This is a genomic window from Flavobacterium sp. GSA192 (assembly GCF_006386525.1).
Taxonomy (GTDB): Bacteria; Bacteroidota; Bacteroidia; order Flavobacteriales; family Flavobacteriaceae; genus Flavobacterium; species Flavobacterium commune.
In genome coordinates, this window is the sequence record NZ_VAHC01000005.1 from 376,822 (window position 1) to 399,153 (window position 22,332).

The following is a 22,332-nucleotide window of genomic DNA, read 5'->3' on the forward strand; positions in this document are numbered from 1 at the left end:
TTCCTATTGCTAAGGATTGCGAGATTTGAATTTCAATAAAAAGTGGATTTTACATTTATTTTTTAAAAATGTGTAGTTATTCAAAATTATATATAATTTTGTCAGAAAATTATAGATTTTGTTTTTTATGCTCAAAATATATCGAATTGCAGCTGTTTTAGTAGTGTTAATTACAATGCCGGGAGTTAATTCTTTAATGGCCAGTAATCTAAGTCCTGTTGTGGAAACTACGGTTTTAGCACCTCCTACAGTCGATTTTAGTTTTACTAATAATAACAGCTGTTCAGATACGCCAATCACTTTTAATCCTATCGTAACTGGCGATGCTCCATATACGTATTTATGGGATTTTGGAGATGGAACCACGTCTGTTGATAGTAATCCCACGCATAGTTTTACTGCTTTAGGTTGTGGAATTCAAAATTTTAGTGTCAAACTAACGGTTAGGGATAGAAACGGACTTGATAATTCAGTTACTAAATCTGTTTCAGTACAGCAAAAGCCCGATTTAAGGTTTGTTAACTTAAATTCGTCAAATTTTGAGCGATGTGGAGATAATAATTCGAATCCCAATTACACAATTAATGTAGATAACAGGTCAGCTTCCACGGCTTGTATTACTTCTTATAATATTGATTGGGGCGATGGAAGTACAGAAACTAATGTTGGTTTTCCTAAGCAACATACTTACACTAAATTAGGTTCATTTAATATGGTGATTACAGCTGTGGGAGCAAGCGGATGTAACAATCGAATTTCGTATATTGTAAAGAATTCCAATAATCCTGTGGGAGCTTTGATTTCTCCCGGAAATACAACCAATTTTTGTGTGCCTTTAGATGCTCCGATGGATTTTGCTATTGGATCCTGGGCATTGAATCCTTCCGACACAAGATATCAGATAAGTTATGGAGACGGAACAGCAAAGAACTTTACCCAATCGGATTTAGAAAGTTCAGTATATTATAATGCTGCAAATCCTACTGCTTCAAGAAACTTTCCCATTCCGCATACTTTTAGCCGTTTTAATTGTCCTGGCGGAAATACTGTTATTTTGACAATCTCTAATTCTTGTGGAAGTACTAATTTAACCGCAGGGCCTATTATTATTTTAGACAAACCTGTAGTAAGTTTTAGTACAACCAATATTGCCTGTGTTAATTCAGCTGTTTTTTTTAGTAATACTACCGTTGCAGGTTACACCAATGGTTGTAGTACTCAAAATGTTTACACCTGGAATTTTGGTGATGGAACAGCTGTTTCAAGAGAAGTTAGTCCTGCTCATGTTTACACTCGTCCCGGTACTTATACTGTGACTTTAGACGCCGTAACACCTTGTGGAGTAGGACAAAGATTTACTAGAACTGTTTGTGTAGAACCTGTTTTACAACCTAATTTTACCTTTGGGAGTGCCTGTGTTAATTCGAATACGCAAATAACCAATACTACTGATACAAGTCAGGCTTGTGGGCCTCAGAGTTATTATTGGGATATAATAAATTATTATGATCCTTATTGTAAAAATGAAAATCCGGGTTGGTATTTTACTGCAGGGACAGGTTCAAGGTCAAAAGATCCGGTAATTAATTTTACTGTTTCAGGAACTTTCACCCTGCGATTAACAACGGTAAATTCATGTGGTATTGAAAGGGAAATGAGAAAAATCATTGAGGTCAAGAAACCACCAATCATTACTTTAGATCCTATTTCTGATTTTTGTAATTCGGCTACGATACGACCTGTGGCAAAAGTAGTTGAAAATTGTGCACCAAATTCGGAGTTGACTTATTTATGGAGTTTTCCCGGAGGTTCACCGTCGAGTTCTACTTCTTTAGATCCGGGGCCAATTAATTATGCAAGCAGTGGAAATTATACCGCTACTTTAACAGTAAGCAATAGCTGTGGTTCAGATACAAAATCGAGAACTTTTTCTGTAAATACCGTTTTGTCGCCTATCATTGCTGCTAAATCAGATAAAATCTGTAGTGGTAGTTCTTTTACAATTACTCCAAGAAGTGGAGGAGGCGATAATGTACCCGCTGGAACAACTTATACTTGGTCAACACCTACAGTTTCACCTCTAGGTGCAATTAGTGGTGCATCGGCGCAGTCAAGTCCCAGAACCAATATAAGTCAGGCATTAACGAACAATACCAGTAATCGGGCTACTGTTACTTATACTGTTTCACCTACAGCAGGAAGTTGTCCCGGACCAAATTTTACAGTAACCATAACTGTAGATCCTTTGATTAATTCCAATCCTGTTATTAGAAATACGACTTGTTTTGGTGCCAATGATGGTGCCATTAATTTAACAGTAAGAGGAGGAATTCCATTTACTACAGGAGATCCCTATCAGTTTTCTTGGACTGGTCCTAGTGGATTTACAAGTACTGATGAGGATATTTCAAATTTAGTAGCCGGAACTTATAATTTGACTATTACTGATAATGGAAATTGTCCGTTTTCAACAACTTATGTAGTCAATCAGCCAAACCAATTTGCTTTTACAGCTTCTAAAACAGATATTTCTTGTCATAATATGAATGACGGACAAATTAATTTGAATGTAAGCGGAGGCACAGCACCTTATACCTATGTCTGGACTAAAGACGGAAATCCATTTCCGGGAACAAACAATCTTAGAAATTTAGCAGAAGGTGTTTATCACGTAAAAATTACTGAGGTTCGAAATTGCAATGTTCTTGAAGATACTTATACCATTGTTAATCCGCCTTTATTGGATGTTACTTTGGCCAGACAGCAGGATATTCTGTGTTATGGTTATGCTACAGGAGAAATTGATGTCAATATAGCAGGAGGAAGAGCGGTAGAAACGAGTCCGGGAGTTTTTAATTATAGCTATTTCTGGACGGGACCTAACGGATTTACCAGTACGGCTAAGAATTTACGCAATGTACCCGCAGGAACTTATCGATTAAGAGTTACTGATAATTCGCGCTGTACTGATGATTTAGTGGTTGTTTTGACTCAAAATAGTGAAATAAAATTAACATATACTAAAACCGAAATCGCCTGTTATAATGATGCCAATGCTTCTATCACGATTACTAATATCACAGGAGGTGTTCCGTTTACAACAGGGGAGCCTTATATTATTAAATGGAGTAATTTAGGGACAGGAAGAGTACAAAATAATTTATCGGCAGGAACTTATATTATTACTGTAGAAGATGCTTTAGGTTGTCCAAAAGTATTTCCCGTTATTATTGAGAATGTTCCTGAATTTTCGATTACACCCGATGTGAAACAAATTAGCTGTTTTGGAGCTAAAGACGGTCACATCCGATTGAACTTAGTAGGAGGAGTGGCTCCTATAAAATTAGTTTGGAGTGATAATTCAACTGCCGGTGTAGAACGAAACAATCTACCTCCAGGAAGATATTCCGTAGTTATTACAGATAAAAAATTATGTAAGATTGAACAAAGCTTTATTATAAATGAACCTTTGCCTATTGAGTTAAGGGCTGATGTTTCCAATCCGTTGAGTTGTAATAATGCAAATACCGGAGCAATAAATTTAATTGTTACAGGAGGAACTCCACCATTTACTTATGCTTGGTCTAATGGAGCTACAACCAAAGATTTAATCAATTTGCCACCCGATAATTATATTGTTAATGTTATAGATGCCAATGGTTGTAAAGCTACCAATTCATGGAAAATCACCCGATTTGAACAATTAACACCTACCGTGGAAACGATAACCGATTATGATTGTGATACTAAATTTGTAAAGCAAACTTTTGTAGGTCGTGTAAAGGGAGGAATTCCGCCTTATACACTCAGTTGGTCTGACGGTGTGGTTAGCGGAAGCAATAACCAAATCATGAATACGAATAACAACGGATTGATTGTTTTTAGTGTTGAAGATAGTTTTGGCTGTAAAGAAGATTTCTCTTTTAGTGTTAATACACCTGTTTTAGGGAATCCTAATTTTTCTTTTGCTTCTTATGGACATGATGTTTACAACTTGTATTCTATTTTTGATCCTATTTTGTTTACCAATTTAGCAACAGGAGATTATACCAATATCTCTTGGAATTTTGGTGATGGTAATTTTTCTGACGAAGAAAATCCGTCCCATATTTATACCCGAGTAGGGACTTATACAGTCAAACAAATAGTGACTTATCCTTTTGGGTGCAAATATGAATATAATTCAACTATAAAGGTAGAAAAAGGCTATAGTGTCGAAATGCCAACAGCTTTTACTCCTAATAATGATGGAACTAATGATAGTTTTGCGCCTGTATTCTTAGGTTTTGTTGAGGTGACTTTGCATATTTATGACACCTGGGGAAGTATGATTTACAGCGAAACAGGAGAAACCATCAAAGGATGGAATGGAAAAGTAAAAGATTTAGATGCCGAAAATGGGAATTATTATTTCAAAATGATGGGAAAAACATTCTACAATCATACCATTACTCAGGAAGGTACAGTTACATTAATCAAATAAAAGAGTACAATTACAAATGAAAATTAAATTAGTTATTATCTTGATTTCGTGTTTCTTTTATTCGAATGTTAAAGCACAGGATCCTGTTTTTACTCAATATTTTTTAGTTCCTGAAACCTTAAATCCGGCTTTTACCGGCTATATGGAAACTACTTACATGGGAATTATTCACAGAGAACAATGGCCTGATTTGAATTTAAAAATTGATACCGATTATGCGTTTATCAATACCTGGAGCGACGAAATGAACAGCGGACTGGGAGTTAGTTTTTTAAACCAAAGGGAGAGTGCTACCAATTATAATTTCTCGCAGTTGAATGCTAACTATGCTTACAGAGTTCGAGTAAGTGACGAATGGGATTTTAGACCTGCAATCGAAGTAGGATTTGGATTCAAATCTTTTGCTTTTCAGAATTTACTTTTAGAAGACCAAATTAATATTCGAACCGGGATTAACAATTCAACTTCAATAGATCTGGCATTAAGAAATGATAAGGTAGGTTTTTTTGATATTGGAGCAGCTATGGTTTTTAACACCGAAGATTTATGGATTGGTCTTTCTATGAAACACCTCAATAAACCCAACATTGCTTTTAATAAAGATGGAAACGTACCTTTGAATACCTTTTTCTCATTGAGTACAGGATACGAATTTCTTTTGGCAGATTATATCGACGTCCAATTTTTTCCTTATGCTACTAAGATGTTTGCAACGGCTAACTATATGCAGCAAGGTCGTTACAATCGTTTAGATATAGGTGCTTCCATATTATTTGAAAAGATGTTTTTTGGTGCTACTGCGGTTACTAATCCTGCTAAAAATGGCATAGACGGTCATTTGTTAACTTCTATGAATTTCTTTACAGGATTGCAGTACGATCACTTACGATTTGGACTTTCGTATGATATGAATACTACCAAAATAGGAAAGACAGGTGGTGTTTATGAATTGTCTTTGACTTATCAGTTTAATTTGGACAAAAAGTGTTTTGGTTGCCCTAATTATATTGGAAGATAATAAAGAAGTAAGTAATAAGAATAATTTATTGTCATATAAAACACCGCCATACCTTATATGGTCTTATTTGTTATTAAATGAGATACTAGAATAAAGTAAAAAACTTATATGACTTATGTGGTTTAAAAAAAACGACATTATTTCATTCCAGTTACTTATTGTTTTTTGCCAAAGATTTTTTTCAACAGATTTACAATTCCTAATACTACAAATCCAAAGACTAATCCAACAGTAAATTCTTTGATTATTGCTGGTAATTGTGGAGCAAAATGATGTAAAAAATCAATATTGTGTACAAAAATACCGCCAGCAACTAGAAGTAAAGCAATAGTTCCAATAACAGATAAACTTTTGATAACTTTTGGTAAAGCCTGTACCAGAACAGTACCTAAGGATTTTGTAAAGCTTTGTTCTTTTGAACTCAGTTGAATTAGTTTTAAACCCGCTTCGTCCATTCTGACAATTAACGCTACAATACCATAAACCCCAATGGTTGCAACTATTGCAATTATAGAAACCACAATTATTTGTTTGCTCAAAGGTTCTCCAATTACAGTACCTAGTGCAATGATGATAATTTCGACCGACAAAATAAAATCAGTTACAATAGCCGATTTTATTTTTCCTTTTTCAAGATTTAAAATTTCTTCTTCGCTCAGGGTTTCGTCCGTAATGGCCGCTGTGCTGTGGTGGCGATGAAATAGAAATTCATATATTTTTTCGGCACCTTCGTAAGCCAGATAAAGTCCTCCAATTACTAAAATGATAATGATAGCCATTGGTGAAAAAGCACTTAACAGAAAGGCTATGGGCAAAATAATTAATTTGTTGATAAAGGAACCTTTACCAATAGCCCATAAAACAGGAAGTTCTCTTGACGAAACAAATCCCGAAGCTTTTTCGGCATTTACTGCTAAATCATCGCCTAAAATACCGGCTGTTTTTTTAGCTGCCACCTTACTCATCACCGCAACATCATCCATAATTGCTGCGATATCATCTAATAGTGCGAAAAAACCTGATGCCATAAATTTTTTTTTGTTTATTTATTAGAGCGAAATTACTACTTTTTGATTGAATTTTAATGTAAAATTACTCTTCGTCATCAAAATTTAGAAAATCATCTGGATTAAAAGAAATGTCGTCATCCGGATCTTTGTCATGAGCACTTACTCCCGGCGGATTGAATAAACCCCAATCGTCTTTGATGTAATTCCAAACATCAAAACCGGCAACCCAGTCAATAAACAAGAGTCGGAATTCATCGATCTCATTTCTTAATAAATGAATGTAATCCTGGTCTGAAATAGCTTCTTCAAAGCGCAAACTTCCTGCCTGAACATAAAGTTCCCGTGCAGCTTTCCGAATGATAGTTGCGTTTTCCATTTTCAAATCATACAACTCCATTGCCTGAGCTCCGGCAATCTTAGCAGGGATTATCATGGCGTTTTCCATCATAAATCGAACCGTGGTTTCCTGAAGATATTCATTGTCAGCAGGAATAATTTCTATTAATCCTTGGGTAATTTTATAAATTTGCTCTGCTTTTTGATACAAAGGAAATTGTTCTAATTCATCTCGTTTCGACATTCGCTTTTTACTTTTTAGGATACACAGGAAGAGGAACAAATTCGGTTTCGCCTTTTATTTTATCAAATTTTTGTTCCGTCCAGTTTTGTTTGGCTTGCTCAATTAATGCTTTGTCTGTTGCAACAAAGTTCCAGTCGATAAATCGTTCTTCGGGATAGGCTTCACCACCAAAAATATAGATAGTCGAATTGGGTTTTATGGTAAATTCACAAAGGCTACTGTTTTTTGCCACTAATATTTGTTTAGGACCGTATTCGCTACCGTCGTTTTCAATTCCGCCTTTCAGAATATAAAGACCGGCTTCACCATACAGATGTTGCCCAATATTTAATTTTTTCTCTGTAACCGATTTTATCTCCAGCATGTACATCGGGCTATAGACCGGTACATTGGATTTTCTGCCAAAAGCTTCTCCTGCAACCAATTTGAATTCGACATCATCTTCTTTCCACGAAGGAATTTCGCTGCTGTCAATATGAAAAAACTCCGGTTCCATTTGCTCTAAATGTTTGGGTAAGGCAACCCAAATTTGTAAGCCGTGCATGTTTTTTTCGGAATGGCGTAAATACTCAGGAGTGCGTTCGGAGTGTACAATGCCTTTTCCTGCGGTCATCCAGTTGACTTCGCCCGGTTTTATTTCGACTTCATTCCCCAGAGTGTCGCGGTGCATAATACAGCCTTCGAATAAAAAGGTAAGTGTAGAAAGACCAATATGCGGATGAGGCAAAACATCAAAATTCTGGCGTTCATTCATTTTTACAGGACCCATGTGATCGATATAAATAAAAGGACCCACCATGCGTTTTTGGCGAAAAGGCAGCAATCGGCCTACCAGAAAATTGCCTATATCGGCAGCGCGTTCTTCGATAATGAGGTTGATATTAGACATGACAATTGGGTTTAAATCGTTTGTTATAATTTTTGTATTCTATTTTTTGTTACACTGAGCTTGTCGAAGTGCTTATTTATTCACTAAGCGGAGTCCTCGACATTCCGAAAATTCGGCACATGCTGACAAAACTAAATTAAAAAGCTCTTAGTATTTTTGGTACAGATAACGGTTTAGATTGATTCAATTACACTTTCCAGCAATCTTCTCGATTTTGGTGTTGTTTCTAATCGGTTGAAATCCTCTTCAGCACCGTAACCTACGGCCATAGCAAAAAGAGGCTGGTAGCTGCTCATATTGAGAATGTCCTTGTATTTATCTGCTTCAATACCTTCCATAGCAGTCGAATCCAGTCCTAATGCTGCACTGGCAGTTAAACCTACCCCCAGAGCAATATAGACTTGTTTGGCCAGCCAGGTTTTTAAATCGGCTTCCGGCATGCTTGCTTTCATTTGGTTGTACCAGTCTCTTCTAAATGCCGGCAATTCATTATCCACTACTTTTTGAAAAACGTCCAAATCATCTGCCACCGAAAAAACGACTAACAATTGCGCCTGGTTGATTTTCTCGGTATTGTGCATCGAAACAGCAGCTAATTTAGCTTTTATTTCGGTATTTTGTACAAAAGTAAATTTCCAGGGCTGGATGTTGATGGAAGAAGGGGTAAGGCGTAAAATTTCTTTTAAATTCTCTATTTTTTCCTGCGGAATGGATTTAGTAGCGTTGTATTGCTTGGCAGTATATCTTCGTTGAATTAAATCTAAAATATCCATGGTCTTTTTTGCTAATTGAATAACTGCAAATTTAAGTTAATAATAGGTCTCTACAAATTGGATTAGGAAGATAACTGACGGAACTGATAGAAAAAATATAAGGTCTTGTATTAGGCGATAATGAAAGGGTGTGTTTTTTAAAACCATAATCTTTTTTGATGTTAATTGACCTTTAAAGGTTTCTTGAGATGTTTAAGAATGTAGATGTAATTCTGTTATTTAGTACTTTTAAGAGGGATAATTATTAGTGGTTCAATTCCTGTCTTGTCACTTTGCAGGAATTATTGAACCGCGTGGTATTTGTAGGTAAATTATATTTTTTTCAATATAAAAAAAAGTGTTAAATCAATTGATTTAACACTTTTTTTGAAAGTGACCATGGAGGGATTTGAACCCTCACGCCCTTGCGAGCACCACCCCCTCAAGATGGCGAGTCTACCGTTTCTCCACATGGCCTAAAAGTAAAAAAGGTTAAGTAAATATTTACTTAACCTTTTGTGACCCGACTGGGGCTCGAACCCAGGACCCCATCATTAAAAGTGATGTGCTCTACCAACTGAGCTATCGAGTCAAATGCATCAGAAAACGTTTTTCAAGTGAATCACTTAATTTGTGACCCGACTGGGGCTCGAACCCAGGACCCCATCATTAAAAGTGATGTGCTCTACCAACTGAGCTATCGAGTCTTGCATCGTTCCCTGATTGCGGGTGCAAATATAAGGCGTTTTTTTTATTATTTCCAAGCTATTTTATTATAAATTTGTCTTTTTTTAATAATAAATTTTAACACCTTAGTTTATAGGGTTTTATTCTATGAAGAAAATTATACTGTTGGGTTATATGGGTTGCGGAAAGTCAACTATCGCCAAAGAATTGTCTAAAAAACTGGAGATTCCTTTTATCGATTTGGATGAATTTATCGAAGAAAAGGTAAAAATGACCATCAAAACCATATTTGCCGAAAAGGGAGAAATCCATTTTAGGAAATTAGAACATGAATGTTTTGTGGAATTACTGAATCTTCCCGAAGCAGTTATTATCGGATTAGGAGGGGGAACCCCTTGTTATGCCAATAATCATGAATTATTAAAAAGAGAAGATGTAGAGTCTATTTACCTAAAAGCCTCTATAGATACCCTGGTAGGTAGATTATCCTTAAATAAAAGCAATAGACCCCTTATCGCAAACAAAAACGATGTCGAGATGAAAGAGTTTATTGCTACTCATTTATTTGAAAGAAGTTATTATTACAATCAGGCGCAACATAGTGTTGTTGTAGATCAAAGAACTATTGCGCAGACAGTGGAGGATATTTTGGCAATTTTAGCTTAACCAGGCATAATTATCATTGTCCTGGTCAAATTCTACTCTAACGTGTTCTAATAAAGAAGTAGAAAGAGAAATTCCTTTAAAATCGGCTTTTACAGGATATTTTTTATGGTTTCGATCGACTAAGACCGCTGTTTTGAATTTTTTTAATGGCACATCCAAAAAGTGTTTTACTGCATAAATTAAGGTTGTGCCAGAATTCAACACATCATCAATAAGAATCAAACCTTTATTGGCATAGTTTTCGGCGGGAATGGAAGTTGTTATGGCTTGATTAGGATTTTGTTTATCAATGTGCACTTCGCACAATAGGATTTTTAAGTCGGATATAGTTTTTAATTCCTGAGCAATTTTTTCGGCAAATATATAGCCATTACTGGCAATTCCGGCAAGTACCACTTCTTCTTCGTCTATAAAGGTTTCATAGATTTGGTAAGCAATACGTTTTGTTTTGTGTTTAATTTCCAGATTGGTTAGAATGATATTTTTGCTCATAAATTTATTTTTTTTGCTAATATAGGTAAATTTAAATTCCAATTTTTAAATCCCAAATTCCCAAATTTCAGGATAAAAAAACAAAGTTGTATATACGTTTCTAAAAGTTTGAATTTGTAATTTTAATCTTCTTCGTCTTCATGATGAATTTCGTTTCCGTAGTCATCAATATCCCTTCGGTCTTTTTTAGTTGGTCGTCCTGTTCCGGTTTTTCGATAATGTTCTTTGGATAATTTTAATAATTCCAAATGCTGATAGACTTCGGCAGGCGTATCGTTTCTTCGATAAATATCAACGAGTTTTGCACCCACACGATTTTCGGGAATGTCTAGAACTGTGATGATTTGTGTAATTTGGTCTTTTCTAAAAGTGATTTTATCGGTAGGAAAAACTTCTTTTGAGGGTTTTGCAACCACGCCATTTACAGTGATGTGATTTTTTTTACAGGCCTCCGTAACCATATTTCGGGTTTTGTAATATCGGACACACCATAAATATTTATCTATTCGCATAAAAATTGTAAAATCAGAGTTAAATAGTTTACAAAAATAAATCAATATTGTATCTTGCGCACTTAAAATTCAGCTATAATGAACAAATTTAAGTATTATTTTATTTTAATAATTACAAGCCTCTCTTTATTTTCATGTTCGAAAGACGATAATTCTTCTATTGAAGAAGTACCTCTTAGAGATTTTCAAGAACAGTTTACAATAGATAGTATTGCTATCAAAGAATACTTGGAGACTTATTATATAGATATTGCCGATCCTAATTTTGCAGATAATGATGTAATAATTAAAAAAATTACAAATTCGGATACTCAACCATCCATAATGTCATATTTGAACAGCAGTACTTTTCCTAAATTATTGAAAAAAACTGTTGAATTACACGAAATAACATACGAAATCTATTATCTAGTTTTAAGAGAAGGAGTAGGAGAGAAACCAACTAATGTCGATGAGGTTTTGACATCCTACAGAGGAGATTATTTGTATCGTACAGTTGCTAAAGAAGCTGTGCCTGCTTCAGGTGATACTCCAGCACAACCAGCTGTGCCTTCTGAGCTTTTAGCAAGTCAATTTGAAGTACTAAGATATCCGCAATCTTTTTTTAATTTAACAGGTGTTATAACGGGTTGGAGCGAAGTTTTTCCAGAATTTAGAACGGGAGATACTCCTGTTTCAAATGGAGATGGAACAGTAACGCATACTAATTATGGGGCAGGAGTGATGTTTTTGCCTTCGGGATTAGCTTATTACAGTTCAGGGCAAGGGTCTATACCAAGTTATTCTCCATTGGTTTTTAGTTTTAAATTGTACGCAGTTAAAAGATCTGATTTAGATAATGACGGAATTCCTTCTTATCTAGAAGATATTGATGGTGATGGCTATTTAAGAGTTACTGAAACTGATGATTCTGATAAAGACGGCATTCCTGATTATTTAGATATTGATGATGATGGAGATAAATTTACTACCAGATCAGAAATAACAATAAATGGTGTTGTTACTCCTTTTGCATCAATTCCTGATTGTAGTGGGAATACAACTAATTCAAGCAGAAAGAAAAAGCATTTAGATTCAGCTTGTCACTAAATCTAGCTTTATCAAATAGAAAAAATCCCGTTTTGTACTGATGAACAAAACGGGATTTTTTTATGGAATTGCTGCTTTATAGAATTACTCCTTTATCAACCAGTTTTTAAAGTCGTTAAATTCCTGAGGTGAAACTCCGTGACCAATTGGATATTCGTGATAAACAGATTTTACTGCTAAATTGTCTAAAAAAGCTTTGGTTTTTCGTGCCCATTCTATTGGAATTACCTGATCGACTGTTCCGTGGGCTGCGAATATTTTTAAATTAGAGAAATCATTGTTTTTATAATTTTCTTCAAATATGGGTTCGCTAATATAACCGCTCAAAGCAATTACTTTTTGAACTTTATCAGGGTGTGACAATGCTATAGCATTACTTAAAATAGCACCCTGGCTGAAGCCTAAAAGAGTGATGTTCTTTTCATCAATAGGATAATTAGCAACTAATTCTTCGATGAATTTTGCAATTAAATCACGAGATAATTTTGCTTGTTCGTGGTCAGAGAATTTGTTTTCATTGGCATCAAAATTAATAGCATACCAGGCATAACTTCCGTATTGCAAGTCATAAGGAGCACGAGCCGAAATAACATAATATTCTTCCGGTAATTCAGAGGCAAAGGAGAATAAGTCGGCTTCATTGCTTCCGTAACCGTGTAATAAAAGCAATAAAGGGTTTTTATCTAATTTTATTTTAGGCTCTCTGATGAGGTATTCTAGGGATAAATTCATTTTTTAGATTAAACGTTTTTAAATATTTTTTGGAATTGTTCTCCTAAAATTGGAATTGGTTTCATTTGTCCTTGTAAGGCTCCCATAAATCCATAGATCCAAAGGATGAAATAAAACAAATAAAAAGCGGATGAAATAGTCCAACTATCAAAATACCCAATAAAATATCCAATTAAAAAAAAGGATAAAAAGATGCCTAAGGCCTGACGGATATGGAAAGAAGCAAAAGGACTTTTTTTATCGGCGTTCATAAAAAGAGCAATGATTGCTCCAATAATAGTGAAATAGCTAATGATGGCTATGTTTTTACCTTCTTTATCTGGATTCATGATGTTTTTATCTTAAAATTAATTGACCTTGATTTACAATTCCGTATGCTTTTCCTTTTGTTTGCATTCCTAAAAAGGCTGAGTTTTTAGATTTCGATAAAATAGCAGCTTTTGTAAAAGTACTTTCTCCTTCAGGATTGAACAAACTGATGTTGGCTGTAGCACCTTCATTGATAGCAGGACTTTCTATACCGAATACCGTTTTCCCGCTGGTTAATTTTTCGATTACTTTTTCTAAAGGCAATACGTTCATTAGAGCTCCAAAAGCACTTTCTAGACCAATGGTTCCGTTTTTTGCCATATCAAATTCCATTTTCTTATGCTCAATGTCAATAGGATTATGGTCGGTTGTAATCAAGTCGATGGTATTATCGAGAATTCCGGCTAATAATGATTGTCGGTCTTCTTCTGTTCTTAAAGGAGGAGTCACTTTATAACGGGTATCAAAACTGTCTAATTTTTCATCGGTCATTGTTAGATGATGAACCGTTACACTACAACTTACATTCAATCCTTTGGCTTTAGCTTCTTTGATTAAAGCGACCGATTTTGCTGTGGAAACTGTTGGAATGTGTAATTTTCCACCGGTATATTCTAGTAAAAATAAATTTCGGGCAACTTGTAATTCTTCGGCAAGATTAGGAATCCCTTTCAGCCCTAATCGTGTAGAAACTACTCCCTCGTTCACCACACCTTGTCCTTTTATATTAGAATCCTGAGAATAAGCAATCACTAATCCGTTGAAGTCCTGAGTGTATTGCAAAGCAATTTTTAACAAATTGGCATTTTCAAAACTTTTATTATAATCTCCAAAAGCAATCGCTCCGGCTTGTTTCATGTCAAACAATTCAGCCATGTCTTTTCCTTCGGCATTTTTAGTTAAGGCGCCAATAGGAAAAAGTGTTGTTGCGTGACCAATAGCTTTGGTTTTTACAAAATTAATTTGGGATTGATTGTCAATTACAGGGAAAGAATTGGGTTGTAAACCAATTCCGGTGAAACCGCTTTTTGCAGCAACCAGCAATCCGTTTGCGATGGTTTCGCGATCTTCAAAACCAGGTTCGCCCAGAGAAACGCTGCTGTCAAACCAACCTTGAGATACATGAAGATTATCTAATTTTAGCTCTTCTACCTGCTCTGGATTGGGTAAAGAAGCTCCGATTTTTTCAATTAATCCATCTACAATTAAAATATCTACCGTTTGATTGTGAAAAGAACTTTGAGGGTCGATAATTTTGGCGTTTCGGATAATTAGTTTCATATATAGAGAATATTTTATTTCAGGAATTTTATAATTGCCATTTCACATATCAGAAAGAGCAGTGCAAAGATAACAAACCATTTCCAAAGTTGATTATCCATTCGGTCGGTTTGTAGGCTATGAAAAACACTTTCAATAGATTCAGCGGTGTTGTATTGGGATAGGAAGTTGTTGTCCAATGGGTTTAGATTACTTTCGCTTCTGTTGTAATTAAAACTAATGTTTTCTACCCATTGTTTTTGATTGTAAATTTCAAAATTTCCTGCTTCCAAAGGCAAATCATTAAAAGTCATTTTGACTTTAGTATTCATGATTTGCTGAATAGGAATAAATTGTTCGTTCGAATTTTTAACTTCTAAAATAGCATTTTTTGATAACGTGGCATCAACGATAAAAGGAGTTTGGTTTCCAATAGTCAGTGCGTTTACACCATTGTTTTGATTGTACAATGCCATTTTATAAAATGTAGGAACAATTAATGGCGATTGTTGAAAGTTGGAATTTTCGGTATTTATAGGTGCCGAAAAAACAGAAACAGCCGACACGGGATTAAACATCGCCGATAGAAAAGCACTTTGATCATCATAAAACAAAGCTGCGGGACTGGAACCCGAAAATCTAAACGAAGCTTTGGTAGAAGGATATTGGAAATTACTAATCCTGTTTTCAAAAACATCTGAAAATAAAGGGTGATTGAAGTTTATTTTACTAATTAGTTTTTCGGTATTCTGATAAGATTTGAATTGAATATTTCCAAAATTCCCCAAAAAAGAATTTAGTGTTGTAATCGAACTTTTTGCCGAAGGAATAACAATAAGATTACCGCCTTTTTGAACAAAAGCTTTTAAGGTAATTTGTAAAGCCTGTGGGATTTCGTCTAATTCATTTAAGATAATTCCGTCTTGTTTTTCAATGTTATTATAGTTTAACAGAGCCAATTCGGAATTGCTGTAATTGAATTCATCATTGGTGTAGATGCGTTGTAAAAAGCTACTTTTGGAGGTTTCGCCAATGCTGATGATATTTGTTTTTTTGACTTTTGAAATACTGAAATAAAAGTTATTATCATAAGCCAGACTATTATCAGAAATGGAAACATAACCCTGAAAAGCTTGCTTAGGGATGCTAAAATGCAATGATTTTTTCGGGCTTTCTAAATTAGAAACCGTTTTAGCAATCAGTTTGTTTTGATTGTAAATGGCAACAGAAACCGGTTTTATCGCCTCGCCATAACTTGATAAAGCCACATTGATATCATAGAAATCAGTAGTAGTTTCATTGATAAAAACACTATCGACAGCCACATTGTTTTTTTGTTCCGATTTTGGAATTATAAAATAACTGACATCATTTTTAGAAATGCTTTTGAGTTGTTTTTGGTTAATTCCTATAGCATCTGTAATAATGATAATGTCCTTTTTTGCATTGGTAGGATGCGCATTTATTTTGGCTAACAAATGATCTAATTCAAACGGTATGGCACTGTATTTTAGATTTTGCAGTGTATTTCTAATCGATTTGATGTCGGTGTTCCAATAGCTTTCGGTATTGGTAAGCAATGAGAACTTAGTGTTTTCGGGAGTTTCTTCGAGTAATTCCTGTACGGCTCTTTTAAGTAATTCGCCTTTTTTTCCTTTGGCTTGCATACTGAAAGAATTGTCCAGAATAATATACATTTCATTCGAACGATTGTTGTGGTCTTTAGCATCAAAAAAAGGTTGGGCAAAGGCCAAAATAACACAAGCAAGCAATAACAATCGGCAACAAAGCAGCAACCATTTTTTTAGTTGGGAGCTTTTTCGGGTTTGGATGGAAATCGATTTTAAGAACTGAACATTGGTAAAATATTCTTTTTTAAACCGACGAAATTGAAACAAATGAACCAAAACAGGTACAATCAATAAGAACAGAAAGTATAAAATTTCGGGATGTTTGAATTGCATTCTTGTTTTGGGTTTTATTTAATATCCAAAAATAGTTAAAACTATGCACTTTGCTTTTCGCTTCTGAGATTTTTTTAGTGACAGATTACACAGATTAATATGTATTTTAGCATTCACTAAAAATAAGAAAATGAAAAAAGACCTTCTAATTGTATTTATAGTATTGTTTTGTATTGGGGTTCAGGCTCAGGAAAATAAATTGAATTTACTCATAGGAACTTATACTAACAGCTGTGAAAGCAAAGGTATTTATGTTTATGATTTTGATACAAATATAGCTGAATTTAGTTTTAAAAACACTTCTTCAACAGTTGTTAGTCCCAGTTATTTGACGGTTTCTAAGGACAATCAATTTGTATATGCTGTTAATGAGAATGGCGATAATAGTGCAGTAAGTTCTTTTAAATTTGATGCCAAAAGTGGTGCAATAAACTTAATCAATCAGCAGGATTCTAAAGGTGCGGATCCTTGTTACATTATTAGTGACGATAAGAATGTAATTGTTGCTAATTATTCAGGAGGAAATATTGCCGTTTTTGGAAAGAATGAAGATGGAAGTATTACAGCCGCTAAACAGCTAATTCAACATTTTGGTAAAGGAATAAATGTACAAAGACAAGAGAAACCTCATGTTCATATGGTGTGTTTTTCACCCGATAAAAAGTTTGTTTTGGTAAATGATTTAGGGAATGACAAGGTGTATTCTTATCATTATGATTTGGATTCAAATGATAAAACTTTGAGGATTTCGGATAGTATTGCTGTCAAATCAGGTAGTGGGCCCAGACATTTAACGTTTAGTAATGACGGAAACCACGTTTATTTATTGCAAGAATTAGACGGTAGCCTGACGACGTTTAATTATTTGAATGGAAAATTAAAAAAAATAGACGAAACCACTATTTTGGCAAAAGATTTCAAAGGAACTTTTAGTTCAGCCGATATTCATATTTCGCCTGACGGGAAATTTTTATATGCTTCTAACAGAGGAGAAGCCAATACGATTTCGATTTTTAAAGTTAAAAAGAATGGCAAGTTGGAATCATTGGGACAAAACAGTACATTGGGAAAAGGACCGCGAAATTTTGCAATTGATCCTTCGGGGAATTTTCTTTTGGTTGCTCATCAATATTCGAATGATGTAGTAATTTTTAAAATTGATAAAACTACGGGAGCACTCGAAGACACAGGCAAAAGAATCTATTTGTGCGCTCCTGTTTGCTTGGTTTTTACTAAAATATAATTTTTGGATTGTATTATTATGAGTTTAGCATTGTCGCATTTTTTGTCTGAAAACAAAATTTTAGGAACTGAATCAAGGAAGACTTTACTAGGGTTTTGGAATAAAAATAAAATGCTTAAAACAAAAGAATTACTTTTAGGGTTTAAGCAAAAAGATTCCAATTTGTATTTTGTGAAAAAAGGATGTGTACGCCTGTTTGTGATAGATAAAAATGGAGAACAAATTAATATGGGTTTTGGTTATGAAAATTCATTGATTACTTGTTTTCAGACTTTTATTGAAGGAACGCCTTCGTTGATAAGCATAGAAGCTATTTTAGATACTGAATTAGTTGCTATTGCTAAATCGGATTTATTGCCGCTGATTCAAAGCAATTCTGAAATTGCGTTATGGTATCAATCTATGCTTGAGTCTACATTGACCGGGCATATTCAACGACAGGTGGAATTACTTACTTTAAAGCCTCAGGAACGTTATGCCGTTTTTATTAAAAGAAGTGGACATTTGATAAATAAAATTCCTTTAAAATATATTGCTTCTTATTTGATGATGAAACCGGAGACTTTAAGCAGAATTCGGGCTAAAATTTCTTGATTTGAATCAAGTAGGAATTCTTGTTTTAATTTCAAATTTGTGGATGTATAATATAAACAACATCGATTATGAAATTAGTTTCAGGGCAAAAAGCACCTTTATTTGTTACCAAAGATATTTTTGGAAACATCATAGATCTTAGTCAGATTGAGAATCAAAAAATTATTTTAAGTTTTTTTAGGTATGCCGAATGTCCAATGTGTAATGTTCAAATTGCCAAAATTATGCAGCAAAAAGAAAATTTTGCTAAACATAATTTGAAATTAATTACTGTTTTTGAATCTTCGGAAGAGAGTTTGAAAGCAAGTATTTATGACCGTCATTCTTTTGATTTTGTAATAATAGCTGATAGAAATAGGGAATTATATACCTTGTATGGAGTGCATCCTTCCTGGTTTAAAACAATACGTACTTTTTCGTTAAAAGCAATTCAAAATTTAAAGCTGGCTTTTAAAAATGAATTTAAAATTATGGGTAGAGTAGAAGGGACAATCAATCAAATCCCCGCTGATTTTTTAATTGGAAAAGATAAACAAATTGAAATAGCACATTATGGAAATAGTGTAATTGATCATTATCCTTTGGAGAAGTTGTTAAATTAGTTCAAAAAAATCCCTAACTTTCTTTGTCAGGGATTCTGTCTTTAAAACGATTTTTATGTTTTTATTTTAACCATTCATTTTAAACAATCCTTTATAGTTCTCCCAGTGCGAATAGATTAAGAAGATGTTGCCGAAAAGAATACCAATACCGATAGGCAGGTTGCTTGGAGTTAAAAAGTAATTAATGAGTACGATATTAATAATTACCGGGAAGATTACAATGTTAGCCAAGGTGGTGAATTTCCCTAACAGAAAAGACAGTCCACATAAAAATTCAATTGATTTTGCTAATGGCATCAAGTAAGTTGATGCAATAAGACCAACTTGAAATGCTTTGAAATCACCTGTGGAAACAGGTTCAGGGCTTGGTAAAAAAAAGTAGCTGAGAGAAGTACAAAGGAATATAGCTCCCATTAATGTACGAATAATTAGGGTTGCAATTTTCATGATATATTGGTTTTATGGGTTAACAAATCATAAAATTCTGTTGCGGTTCAGCACTTTCATTGTTAGTTAAAACTCATTCCTAAAAACCGTTTCAATCAGAAAAACCAGTATTTTAAAACTGTACAACGATGAGTATCGTGTTGTGTTTTTATATTGTATAGTAAATTTACAAAAAAATAAACTGATTTTTCTGATATTCGAAAATTATTATTTATAAAAATGTTAATTTAATATTCAATTGAGTGTTTCTTGTGAAAAAAGACGAGAATTAAGTTGGTTTTGGGAGACTTCCTCAATTTTGTCAATTCCGACGATAGAGGAATCTCATCACGTAACTCGACAAAGTTGCTCATCGTTGCGGGTATGGAAAGAATTTCCGCGCATTCGGGGATAAAGCTTTTATTTTGAAGCTAGGCAAGCAGGTGAATACTACATCATTGCTATAGAGGTTTATAAATTATGCTTATTAATAGCATAGAAAACAGATATATAATTGGAATTAAGCTAATAGTTGTCCAAACTATTTTAAATAATTTTGAAGTGTTTTTGTTGGATGAAATTTCTACAGAATTTATCAAGTCCCATATAAATGAAATTCCCTAAGAACAGTAAACAGTAATAACTCCAATTAGATAGATATATCTTAGATTTTCATTGTATTTGTAGTTTTGTGTTAAATGAGCTATGATGTTTGCAAAGATTGGTAATACACAAATAATCAGGGCAAATTTTTGATGTTTTTTTAGCATTTTAAACAAGTTTGGTTTTGTATAAATTAATTTGAGCATCTTGCATGTACTATTTTAAAAACTACAACTGCTATTATCGAGGATAAAAATGAAGACAAAAGAATTACGAAATCAAGTTTTGCATAATCTTTTCCCATTTCATCAAAAAATGGATTAAGTCCAAAATAAATGAGCGTGATAATATAAATTAAATTATTTGTTGCTATTGATAAATTTATTCCAATCGTTTTTTTTAGTCTTATTAGGTAGAGTATCAGTAAAGAAATAAGAGTGGCAATCATATTAGCTAGTAAAATTCCATAAGGTATCATTCCCACGTTTCCTCCAGGTAAACCAGAAATACTTAAATATAAAGATGTAAAAACCGGATTTATTATGCAATAAAAAATTAAGATTAGAATTATCTTGATGTAGTAATTCATTATGATTGTTATTTTTTAGGAATACAATTTTAGAAATAGAGTTTAATAACTCTCAAATATATTAAAATATTCCTACAAATAAAGATAAAAACTAACTTTAGAAAGCATTCTGATAAATAGCTATTTTTTTGTACTTTTGCAGCAAATTTTATAAAAAATATTCATGTTAACAGTAAATAATTTATCAGTTCAGTTTGGCAAGCGAATTTTATTCGACGAAGTAAATACCACTTTTACTCACGGTAACATCTATGGTGTCATTGGTGCTAACGGTGCTGGAAAATCTACCTTTCTTAAAATCATTTCGGGCGATATGGATCCTACTTCGGGTCATGTTCAGTTAGAGCCTGGAAAACGTATGTCGGTTTTAAACCAAAATCACAACATGTTTGATGAGCATACGGTTTTAGAAACCGTAATTATGGGAAATAAAGTCCTGTATGCTGTTAAGAAAGAAATGGACGAACTCTATTTAGATTATAACGATAAAAATGCCGACAGAATCGGGGAATTGCAAGTGCAATTTGAAGAAATGAACGGCTGGAATGCTGATTCGGATGCTGCTTCTATGTTATCAAACTTGGGTATTGGCGAAGAACACCATTATACGTTGATGGCGGATATGGAAGGGAAAATGAAAGTTCGTGTGCTTTTGGCGCAGGCACTTTTTGGAAATCCTGATGTGTTGATTATGGATGAGCCTACTAACGACCTGGATTTTGAAACCATCGCGTGGTTAGAAAATTTCCTTGCTAATTACGAAAATACAGTAATTGTGGTTTCTCACGACCGTCACTTCCTGGATGCTGTTTGTACGCATATTTCGGATATTGATTTTGGAAAAATAAACCATTATTCAGGAAACTATACGTTCTGGTACGAGTCTAGCCAGTTAGCGGCGAAACAAAGAGCGCAACAAAATAAAAAGGCAGAGGAGAAAAAAGCAGAATTGGAAGAGTTTATTCGTCGTTTTTCTGCGAATGTGGCGAAGTCTAAACAAGCGACTTCCCGTAAAAAAATGATTTCTAAATTGAATATTTCTGAAATCAAGCCTTCAAGTCGTCGTTATCCTGCGATTATATTTGATCAGGAGCGTGAGGCAGGAGACCAGATTTTGAATGTTCAGAATTTAAGTGCTTCTATTGATGGAGAAATATTGTTCAAAGATGTGGATTTGAATATGGCAAAAGGAGACAAAATTGTTCTTTTCTCAAAAGATTCCCGTGCTACAACTGCTTTCTACGAAATTTTGAATGGAAATCAAAAACCGGATTCGGGAGAATTTGACTGGGGTGTAACTACAAATCAGGCTTATTTGCCGGTTGAAAATCATTCGTTTTTTGAGAATGATTTATCACTTGTAGACTGGTTGCGTCAATATGCAAAAACCGAAGAAGAGCGTGATGAGGTTTTTATTAGAGGATTTTTAGGGAAAATGATTTTCTCAGGAGAAGAAGCTTTAAAAACAAGTAATGTGTTGTCAGGAGGAGAAAAAGTGCGTTGTATGTTGTCCCGAATGATGATGGAACGTGCTAACATTTTGATGCTGGATGAACCTACAAACCACCTGGATTTGGAATCGATTACGGCTTTTAACAACTCATTGAAGAACTTCAAAGGTTCTGTAATTTTTACCACTCATGACCACGAGTTCGCACAAACTGTGGGTAACAGAGTAGTAGAGTTGACTCCTAATGGGGTAATTGACCGTTACATGACATTTGATGAGTACTTGGATGATGAAAAAATTCAGGAACAAAGAAAGAAAATGTACAATCTTTAATGGATTGGGAAAACAATAAGAAGATGCCGTCTCGATACTAATTTGAGAC

20 protein-coding genes and 3 tRNA genes are annotated in these 22,332 nt (G+C 34.2%); 8 read left to right on the top strand and 15 right to left on the bottom strand.

Features of this window, described 5'->3' with window-relative positions; genetic code table 11:
- Nucleotides 1–127: 127 nt before the first annotated feature.
- A complete protein-coding gene (locus tag FDM27_RS12585; protein ID WP_140486924.1) occupies nt 128–4,483 on the top strand; it encodes a PKD domain-containing protein in 4,356 nt (1,451 codons plus the stop codon).
- 16 nt (nt 4,484–4,499) lie between these two features.
- Nucleotides 4,500–5,501 (top strand): type IX secretion system membrane protein PorP/SprF, encoded by a 1,002-nt coding sequence (locus tag FDM27_RS12590; protein ID WP_140486926.1) that lies wholly within the window; start codon nt 4,500–4,502, stop codon nt 5,499–5,501.
- A gap of 155 nt (nt 5,502–5,656) precedes the next feature.
- Here the strand turns inward: FDM27_RS12590 and FDM27_RS12595 are convergent, their stop codons facing one another.
- The 7 genes from FDM27_RS12595 to FDM27_RS12625 all read right to left on the bottom strand — a co-directional run bounded on the left by FDM27_RS12595 (nt 5,657) and on the right by FDM27_RS12625 (nt 9,439).
- Nucleotides 5,657–6,529, bottom strand: a complete 873-nt coding sequence (locus FDM27_RS12595; protein WP_071183348.1) for a DUF808 domain-containing protein — start codon at nt 6,527–6,529, stop codon at nt 5,657–5,659.
- A 64-nt stretch (nt 6,530–6,593) separates the two neighbouring features.
- Nucleotides 6,594–7,091 carry a hypothetical protein gene (locus FDM27_RS12600; RefSeq protein ID WP_255510531.1) on the bottom strand — a complete coding sequence of 166 codons (498 nt, stop codon included), beginning with the start codon at nt 7,089–7,091 and terminating at the stop codon, nt 6,594–6,596.
- Nucleotides 7,092–7,098: 7 nt separating this feature from the next.
- Nucleotides 7,099–7,980, bottom strand: coding sequence for a pirin family protein (locus FDM27_RS12605; protein WP_140486928.1), 882 nt, complete (start codon nt 7,978–7,980; stop codon nt 7,099–7,101).
- Between the two features lie 173 nt (nt 7,981–8,153).
- Nucleotides 8,154–8,753, bottom strand: a complete 600-nt coding sequence (locus tag FDM27_RS12610; protein ID WP_140486930.1) for a nitroreductase family protein — start codon at nt 8,751–8,753, stop codon at nt 8,154–8,156.
- A gap of 373 nt (nt 8,754–9,126) precedes the next feature.
- Nucleotides 9,127–9,209 (bottom strand) — tRNA-Leu (locus FDM27_RS12615).
- A 42-nt stretch (nt 9,210–9,251) separates the two neighbouring features.
- Nucleotides 9,252–9,324 (bottom strand) — tRNA-Lys (locus FDM27_RS12620).
- Between the two features lie 42 nt (nt 9,325–9,366).
- Nucleotides 9,367–9,439 (bottom strand) — tRNA-Lys (locus tag FDM27_RS12625).
- A gap of 127 nt (nt 9,440–9,566) precedes the next feature.
- Between FDM27_RS12625 and FDM27_RS12630 the strand changes: the two genes are divergently transcribed.
- A complete protein-coding gene (locus FDM27_RS12630; RefSeq protein ID WP_140486932.1) occupies nt 9,567–10,085 on the top strand; it encodes a shikimate kinase in 519 nt (172 codons plus the stop codon).
- Here FDM27_RS12630 and FDM27_RS12635 read toward each other — a convergent pair.
- Nucleotides 10,077–10,577 carry a phosphoribosyltransferase family protein gene (locus tag FDM27_RS12635; protein ID WP_071183343.1) on the bottom strand — a complete coding sequence of 167 codons (501 nt, stop codon included), beginning with the start codon at nt 10,575–10,577 and terminating at the stop codon, nt 10,077–10,079. The two genes, FDM27_RS12630 and FDM27_RS12635, sit on opposite strands and share 9 nt — an antisense overlap.
- 122 nt (nt 10,578–10,699) lie before the next feature.
- Nucleotides 10,700–11,089, bottom strand: coding sequence for an RNA-binding S4 domain-containing protein (locus FDM27_RS12640; protein WP_071183342.1), 390 nt, complete (start codon nt 11,087–11,089; stop codon nt 10,700–10,702).
- Between the two features lie 78 nt (nt 11,090–11,167).
- On the opposite strand from FDM27_RS12640, the gene FDM27_RS12645 reads away from it, so the two are divergent.
- Nucleotides 11,168–12,178: an FKBP-type peptidyl-prolyl cis-trans isomerase gene (locus FDM27_RS12645; protein ID WP_140486934.1), complete on the top strand. Its 1,011-nt coding sequence runs from the start codon at nt 11,168–11,170 to the stop codon at nt 12,176–12,178.
- Nucleotides 12,179–12,262: 84 nt separating this feature from the next.
- Here FDM27_RS12645 and FDM27_RS12650 read toward each other — a convergent pair whose 3' ends face one another.
- Genes FDM27_RS12650 through FDM27_RS12665 form a run of 4 tightly spaced genes read right to left on the bottom strand, consistent with a single transcriptional unit; the run spans nt 12,263 to nt 16,443 of the window.
- Nucleotides 12,263–12,910 carry an alpha/beta hydrolase gene (locus FDM27_RS12650; protein ID WP_140486936.1) on the bottom strand — a complete coding sequence of 216 codons (648 nt, stop codon included), beginning with the start codon at nt 12,908–12,910 and terminating at the stop codon, nt 12,263–12,265.
- Between the two features lie 8 nt (nt 12,911–12,918).
- Complete coding sequence (locus FDM27_RS12655; protein WP_071183339.1) at nt 12,919–13,239, bottom strand: DUF4870 domain-containing protein; 321 nt, start codon at nt 13,237–13,239, stop codon at nt 12,919–12,921.
- Nucleotides 13,240–13,246: 7 nt separating this feature from the next.
- Nucleotides 13,247–14,500 (bottom strand): dihydroorotase, encoded by a 1,254-nt coding sequence (locus FDM27_RS12660; protein WP_140486938.1) that lies wholly within the window; start codon nt 14,498–14,500, stop codon nt 13,247–13,249.
- A gap of 14 nt (nt 14,501–14,514) precedes the next feature.
- Entirely contained in the window at nt 14,515–16,443 is a 1,929-nt protein-coding gene (locus FDM27_RS12665) for a vWA domain-containing protein (RefSeq protein ID WP_140486940.1), read from the bottom strand.
- 130 nt (nt 16,444–16,573) lie between these two features.
- Here FDM27_RS12665 and FDM27_RS12670 point away from each other — a divergent pair, with 130 nt between their 5' ends.
- The 3 genes from FDM27_RS12670 to FDM27_RS12680 all read left to right on the top strand — a co-directional run bounded on the left by FDM27_RS12670 (nt 16,574) and on the right by FDM27_RS12680 (nt 18,882).
- On the top strand, nt 16,574–17,686 hold the full coding sequence (locus FDM27_RS12670) for a lactonase family protein (protein ID WP_140486942.1): 1,113 nt from the start codon (nt 16,574–16,576) through the stop codon (nt 17,684–17,686).
- A gap of 111 nt (nt 17,687–17,797) precedes the next feature.
- Nucleotides 17,798–18,280, top strand: coding sequence for a Crp/Fnr family transcriptional regulator (locus FDM27_RS12675; RefSeq protein WP_181161666.1), 483 nt, complete (start codon nt 17,798–17,800; stop codon nt 18,278–18,280).
- Nucleotides 18,281–18,348: 68 nt separating this feature from the next.
- Nucleotides 18,349–18,882 (top strand): redoxin domain-containing protein, encoded by a 534-nt coding sequence (locus FDM27_RS12680; protein WP_140486946.1) that lies wholly within the window; start codon nt 18,349–18,351, stop codon nt 18,880–18,882.
- A 66-nt stretch (nt 18,883–18,948) separates the two neighbouring features.
- Here FDM27_RS12680 and FDM27_RS12685 read toward each other — a convergent pair whose 3' ends face one another.
- The gene (locus tag FDM27_RS12685) at nt 18,949–19,329 is read right to left on the bottom strand and encodes a DoxX family membrane protein (protein WP_071183333.1); all 381 of its coding nucleotides are present in this window, start codon (nt 19,327–19,329) and stop codon (nt 18,949–18,951) included.
- A gap of 775 nt (nt 19,330–20,104) precedes the next feature.
- A complete protein-coding gene (locus tag FDM27_RS12690) occupies nt 20,105–20,500 on the bottom strand; it encodes a hypothetical protein (protein WP_071183331.1) in 396 nt (131 codons plus the stop codon).
- A gap of 163 nt (nt 20,501–20,663) precedes the next feature.
- Here FDM27_RS12690 and FDM27_RS12695 point away from each other — a divergent pair, with 163 nt between their 5' ends.
- Nucleotides 20,664–22,283 carry an ABC-F family ATP-binding cassette domain-containing protein gene (locus FDM27_RS12695; RefSeq protein ID WP_071183330.1) on the top strand — a complete coding sequence of 540 codons (1,620 nt, stop codon included), beginning with the start codon at nt 20,664–20,666 and terminating at the stop codon, nt 22,281–22,283.
- Nucleotides 22,284–22,332 lie beyond the last annotated feature (49 nt).

Excerpts from the sequence above, each read along its gene's own strand:
- FDM27_RS12665 (WP_140486940.1), bottom strand. The coding sequence starts at position 16,443 with ATGCAATTCAAACATCCCGAAATTTTATACTTTCTGTTCTTATTGATT.
- FDM27_RS12585 (WP_140486924.1), top strand. The coding sequence starts at position 128 with ATGCTCAAAATATATCGAATTGCAGCTGTTTTAGTAGTGTTAATTACA.
- FDM27_RS12605 (WP_140486928.1), bottom strand. The coding sequence starts at position 7,980 with ATGTCTAATATCAACCTCATTATCGAAGAACGCGCTGCCGATATAGGC.
- FDM27_RS12610 (WP_140486930.1), bottom strand. The coding sequence starts at position 8,753 with ATGGATATTTTAGATTTAATTCAACGAAGATATACTGCCAAGCAATAC.
- FDM27_RS12680 (WP_140486946.1), top strand. The coding sequence starts at position 18,349 with ATGAAATTAGTTTCAGGGCAAAAAGCACCTTTATTTGTTACCAAAGAT.
- FDM27_RS12685 (WP_071183333.1), bottom strand. The coding sequence starts at position 19,329 with ATGAAAATTGCAACCCTAATTATTCGTACATTAATGGGAGCTATATTC.
- FDM27_RS12655 (WP_071183339.1), bottom strand. The coding sequence starts at position 13,239 with ATGAATCCAGATAAAGAAGGTAAAAACATAGCCATCATTAGCTATTTC.
- FDM27_RS12670 (WP_140486942.1), top strand. The coding sequence starts at position 16,574 with ATGAAAAAAGACCTTCTAATTGTATTTATAGTATTGTTTTGTATTGGG.
- FDM27_RS12600 (WP_255510531.1), bottom strand. The coding sequence starts at position 7,091 with ATGTCGAAACGAGATGAATTAGAACAATTTCCTTTGTATCAAAAAGCA.
- FDM27_RS12690 (WP_071183331.1), bottom strand. The coding sequence starts at position 20,500 with ATGAATTACTACATCAAGATAATTCTAATCTTAATTTTTTATTGCATA.
- FDM27_RS12650 (WP_140486936.1), bottom strand. The coding sequence starts at position 12,910 with ATGAATTTATCCCTAGAATACCTCATCAGAGAGCCTAAAATAAAATTA.
- FDM27_RS12640 (WP_071183342.1), bottom strand. The coding sequence starts at position 11,089 with ATGCGAATAGATAAATATTTATGGTGTGTCCGATATTACAAAACCCGA.
- FDM27_RS12595 (WP_071183348.1), bottom strand. The coding sequence starts at position 6,529 with ATGGCATCAGGTTTTTTCGCACTATTAGATGATATCGCAGCAATTATG.
- FDM27_RS12660 (WP_140486938.1), bottom strand. The coding sequence starts at position 14,500 with ATGAAACTAATTATCCGAAACGCCAAAATTATCGACCCTCAAAGTTCT.
- FDM27_RS12590 (WP_140486926.1), top strand. The coding sequence starts at position 4,500 with ATGAAAATTAAATTAGTTATTATCTTGATTTCGTGTTTCTTTTATTCG.
- FDM27_RS12695 (WP_071183330.1), top strand. The coding sequence starts at position 20,664 with ATGTTAACAGTAAATAATTTATCAGTTCAGTTTGGCAAGCGAATTTTA.
- FDM27_RS12635 (WP_071183343.1), bottom strand. The coding sequence starts at position 10,577 with ATGAGCAAAAATATCATTCTAACCAATCTGGAAATTAAACACAAAACA.
- FDM27_RS12645 (WP_140486934.1), top strand. The coding sequence starts at position 11,168 with ATGAACAAATTTAAGTATTATTTTATTTTAATAATTACAAGCCTCTCT.
- FDM27_RS12675 (WP_181161666.1), top strand. The coding sequence starts at position 17,798 with ATGCTTAAAACAAAAGAATTACTTTTAGGGTTTAAGCAAAAAGATTCC.
- FDM27_RS12630 (WP_140486932.1), top strand. The coding sequence starts at position 9,567 with ATGAAGAAAATTATACTGTTGGGTTATATGGGTTGCGGAAAGTCAACT.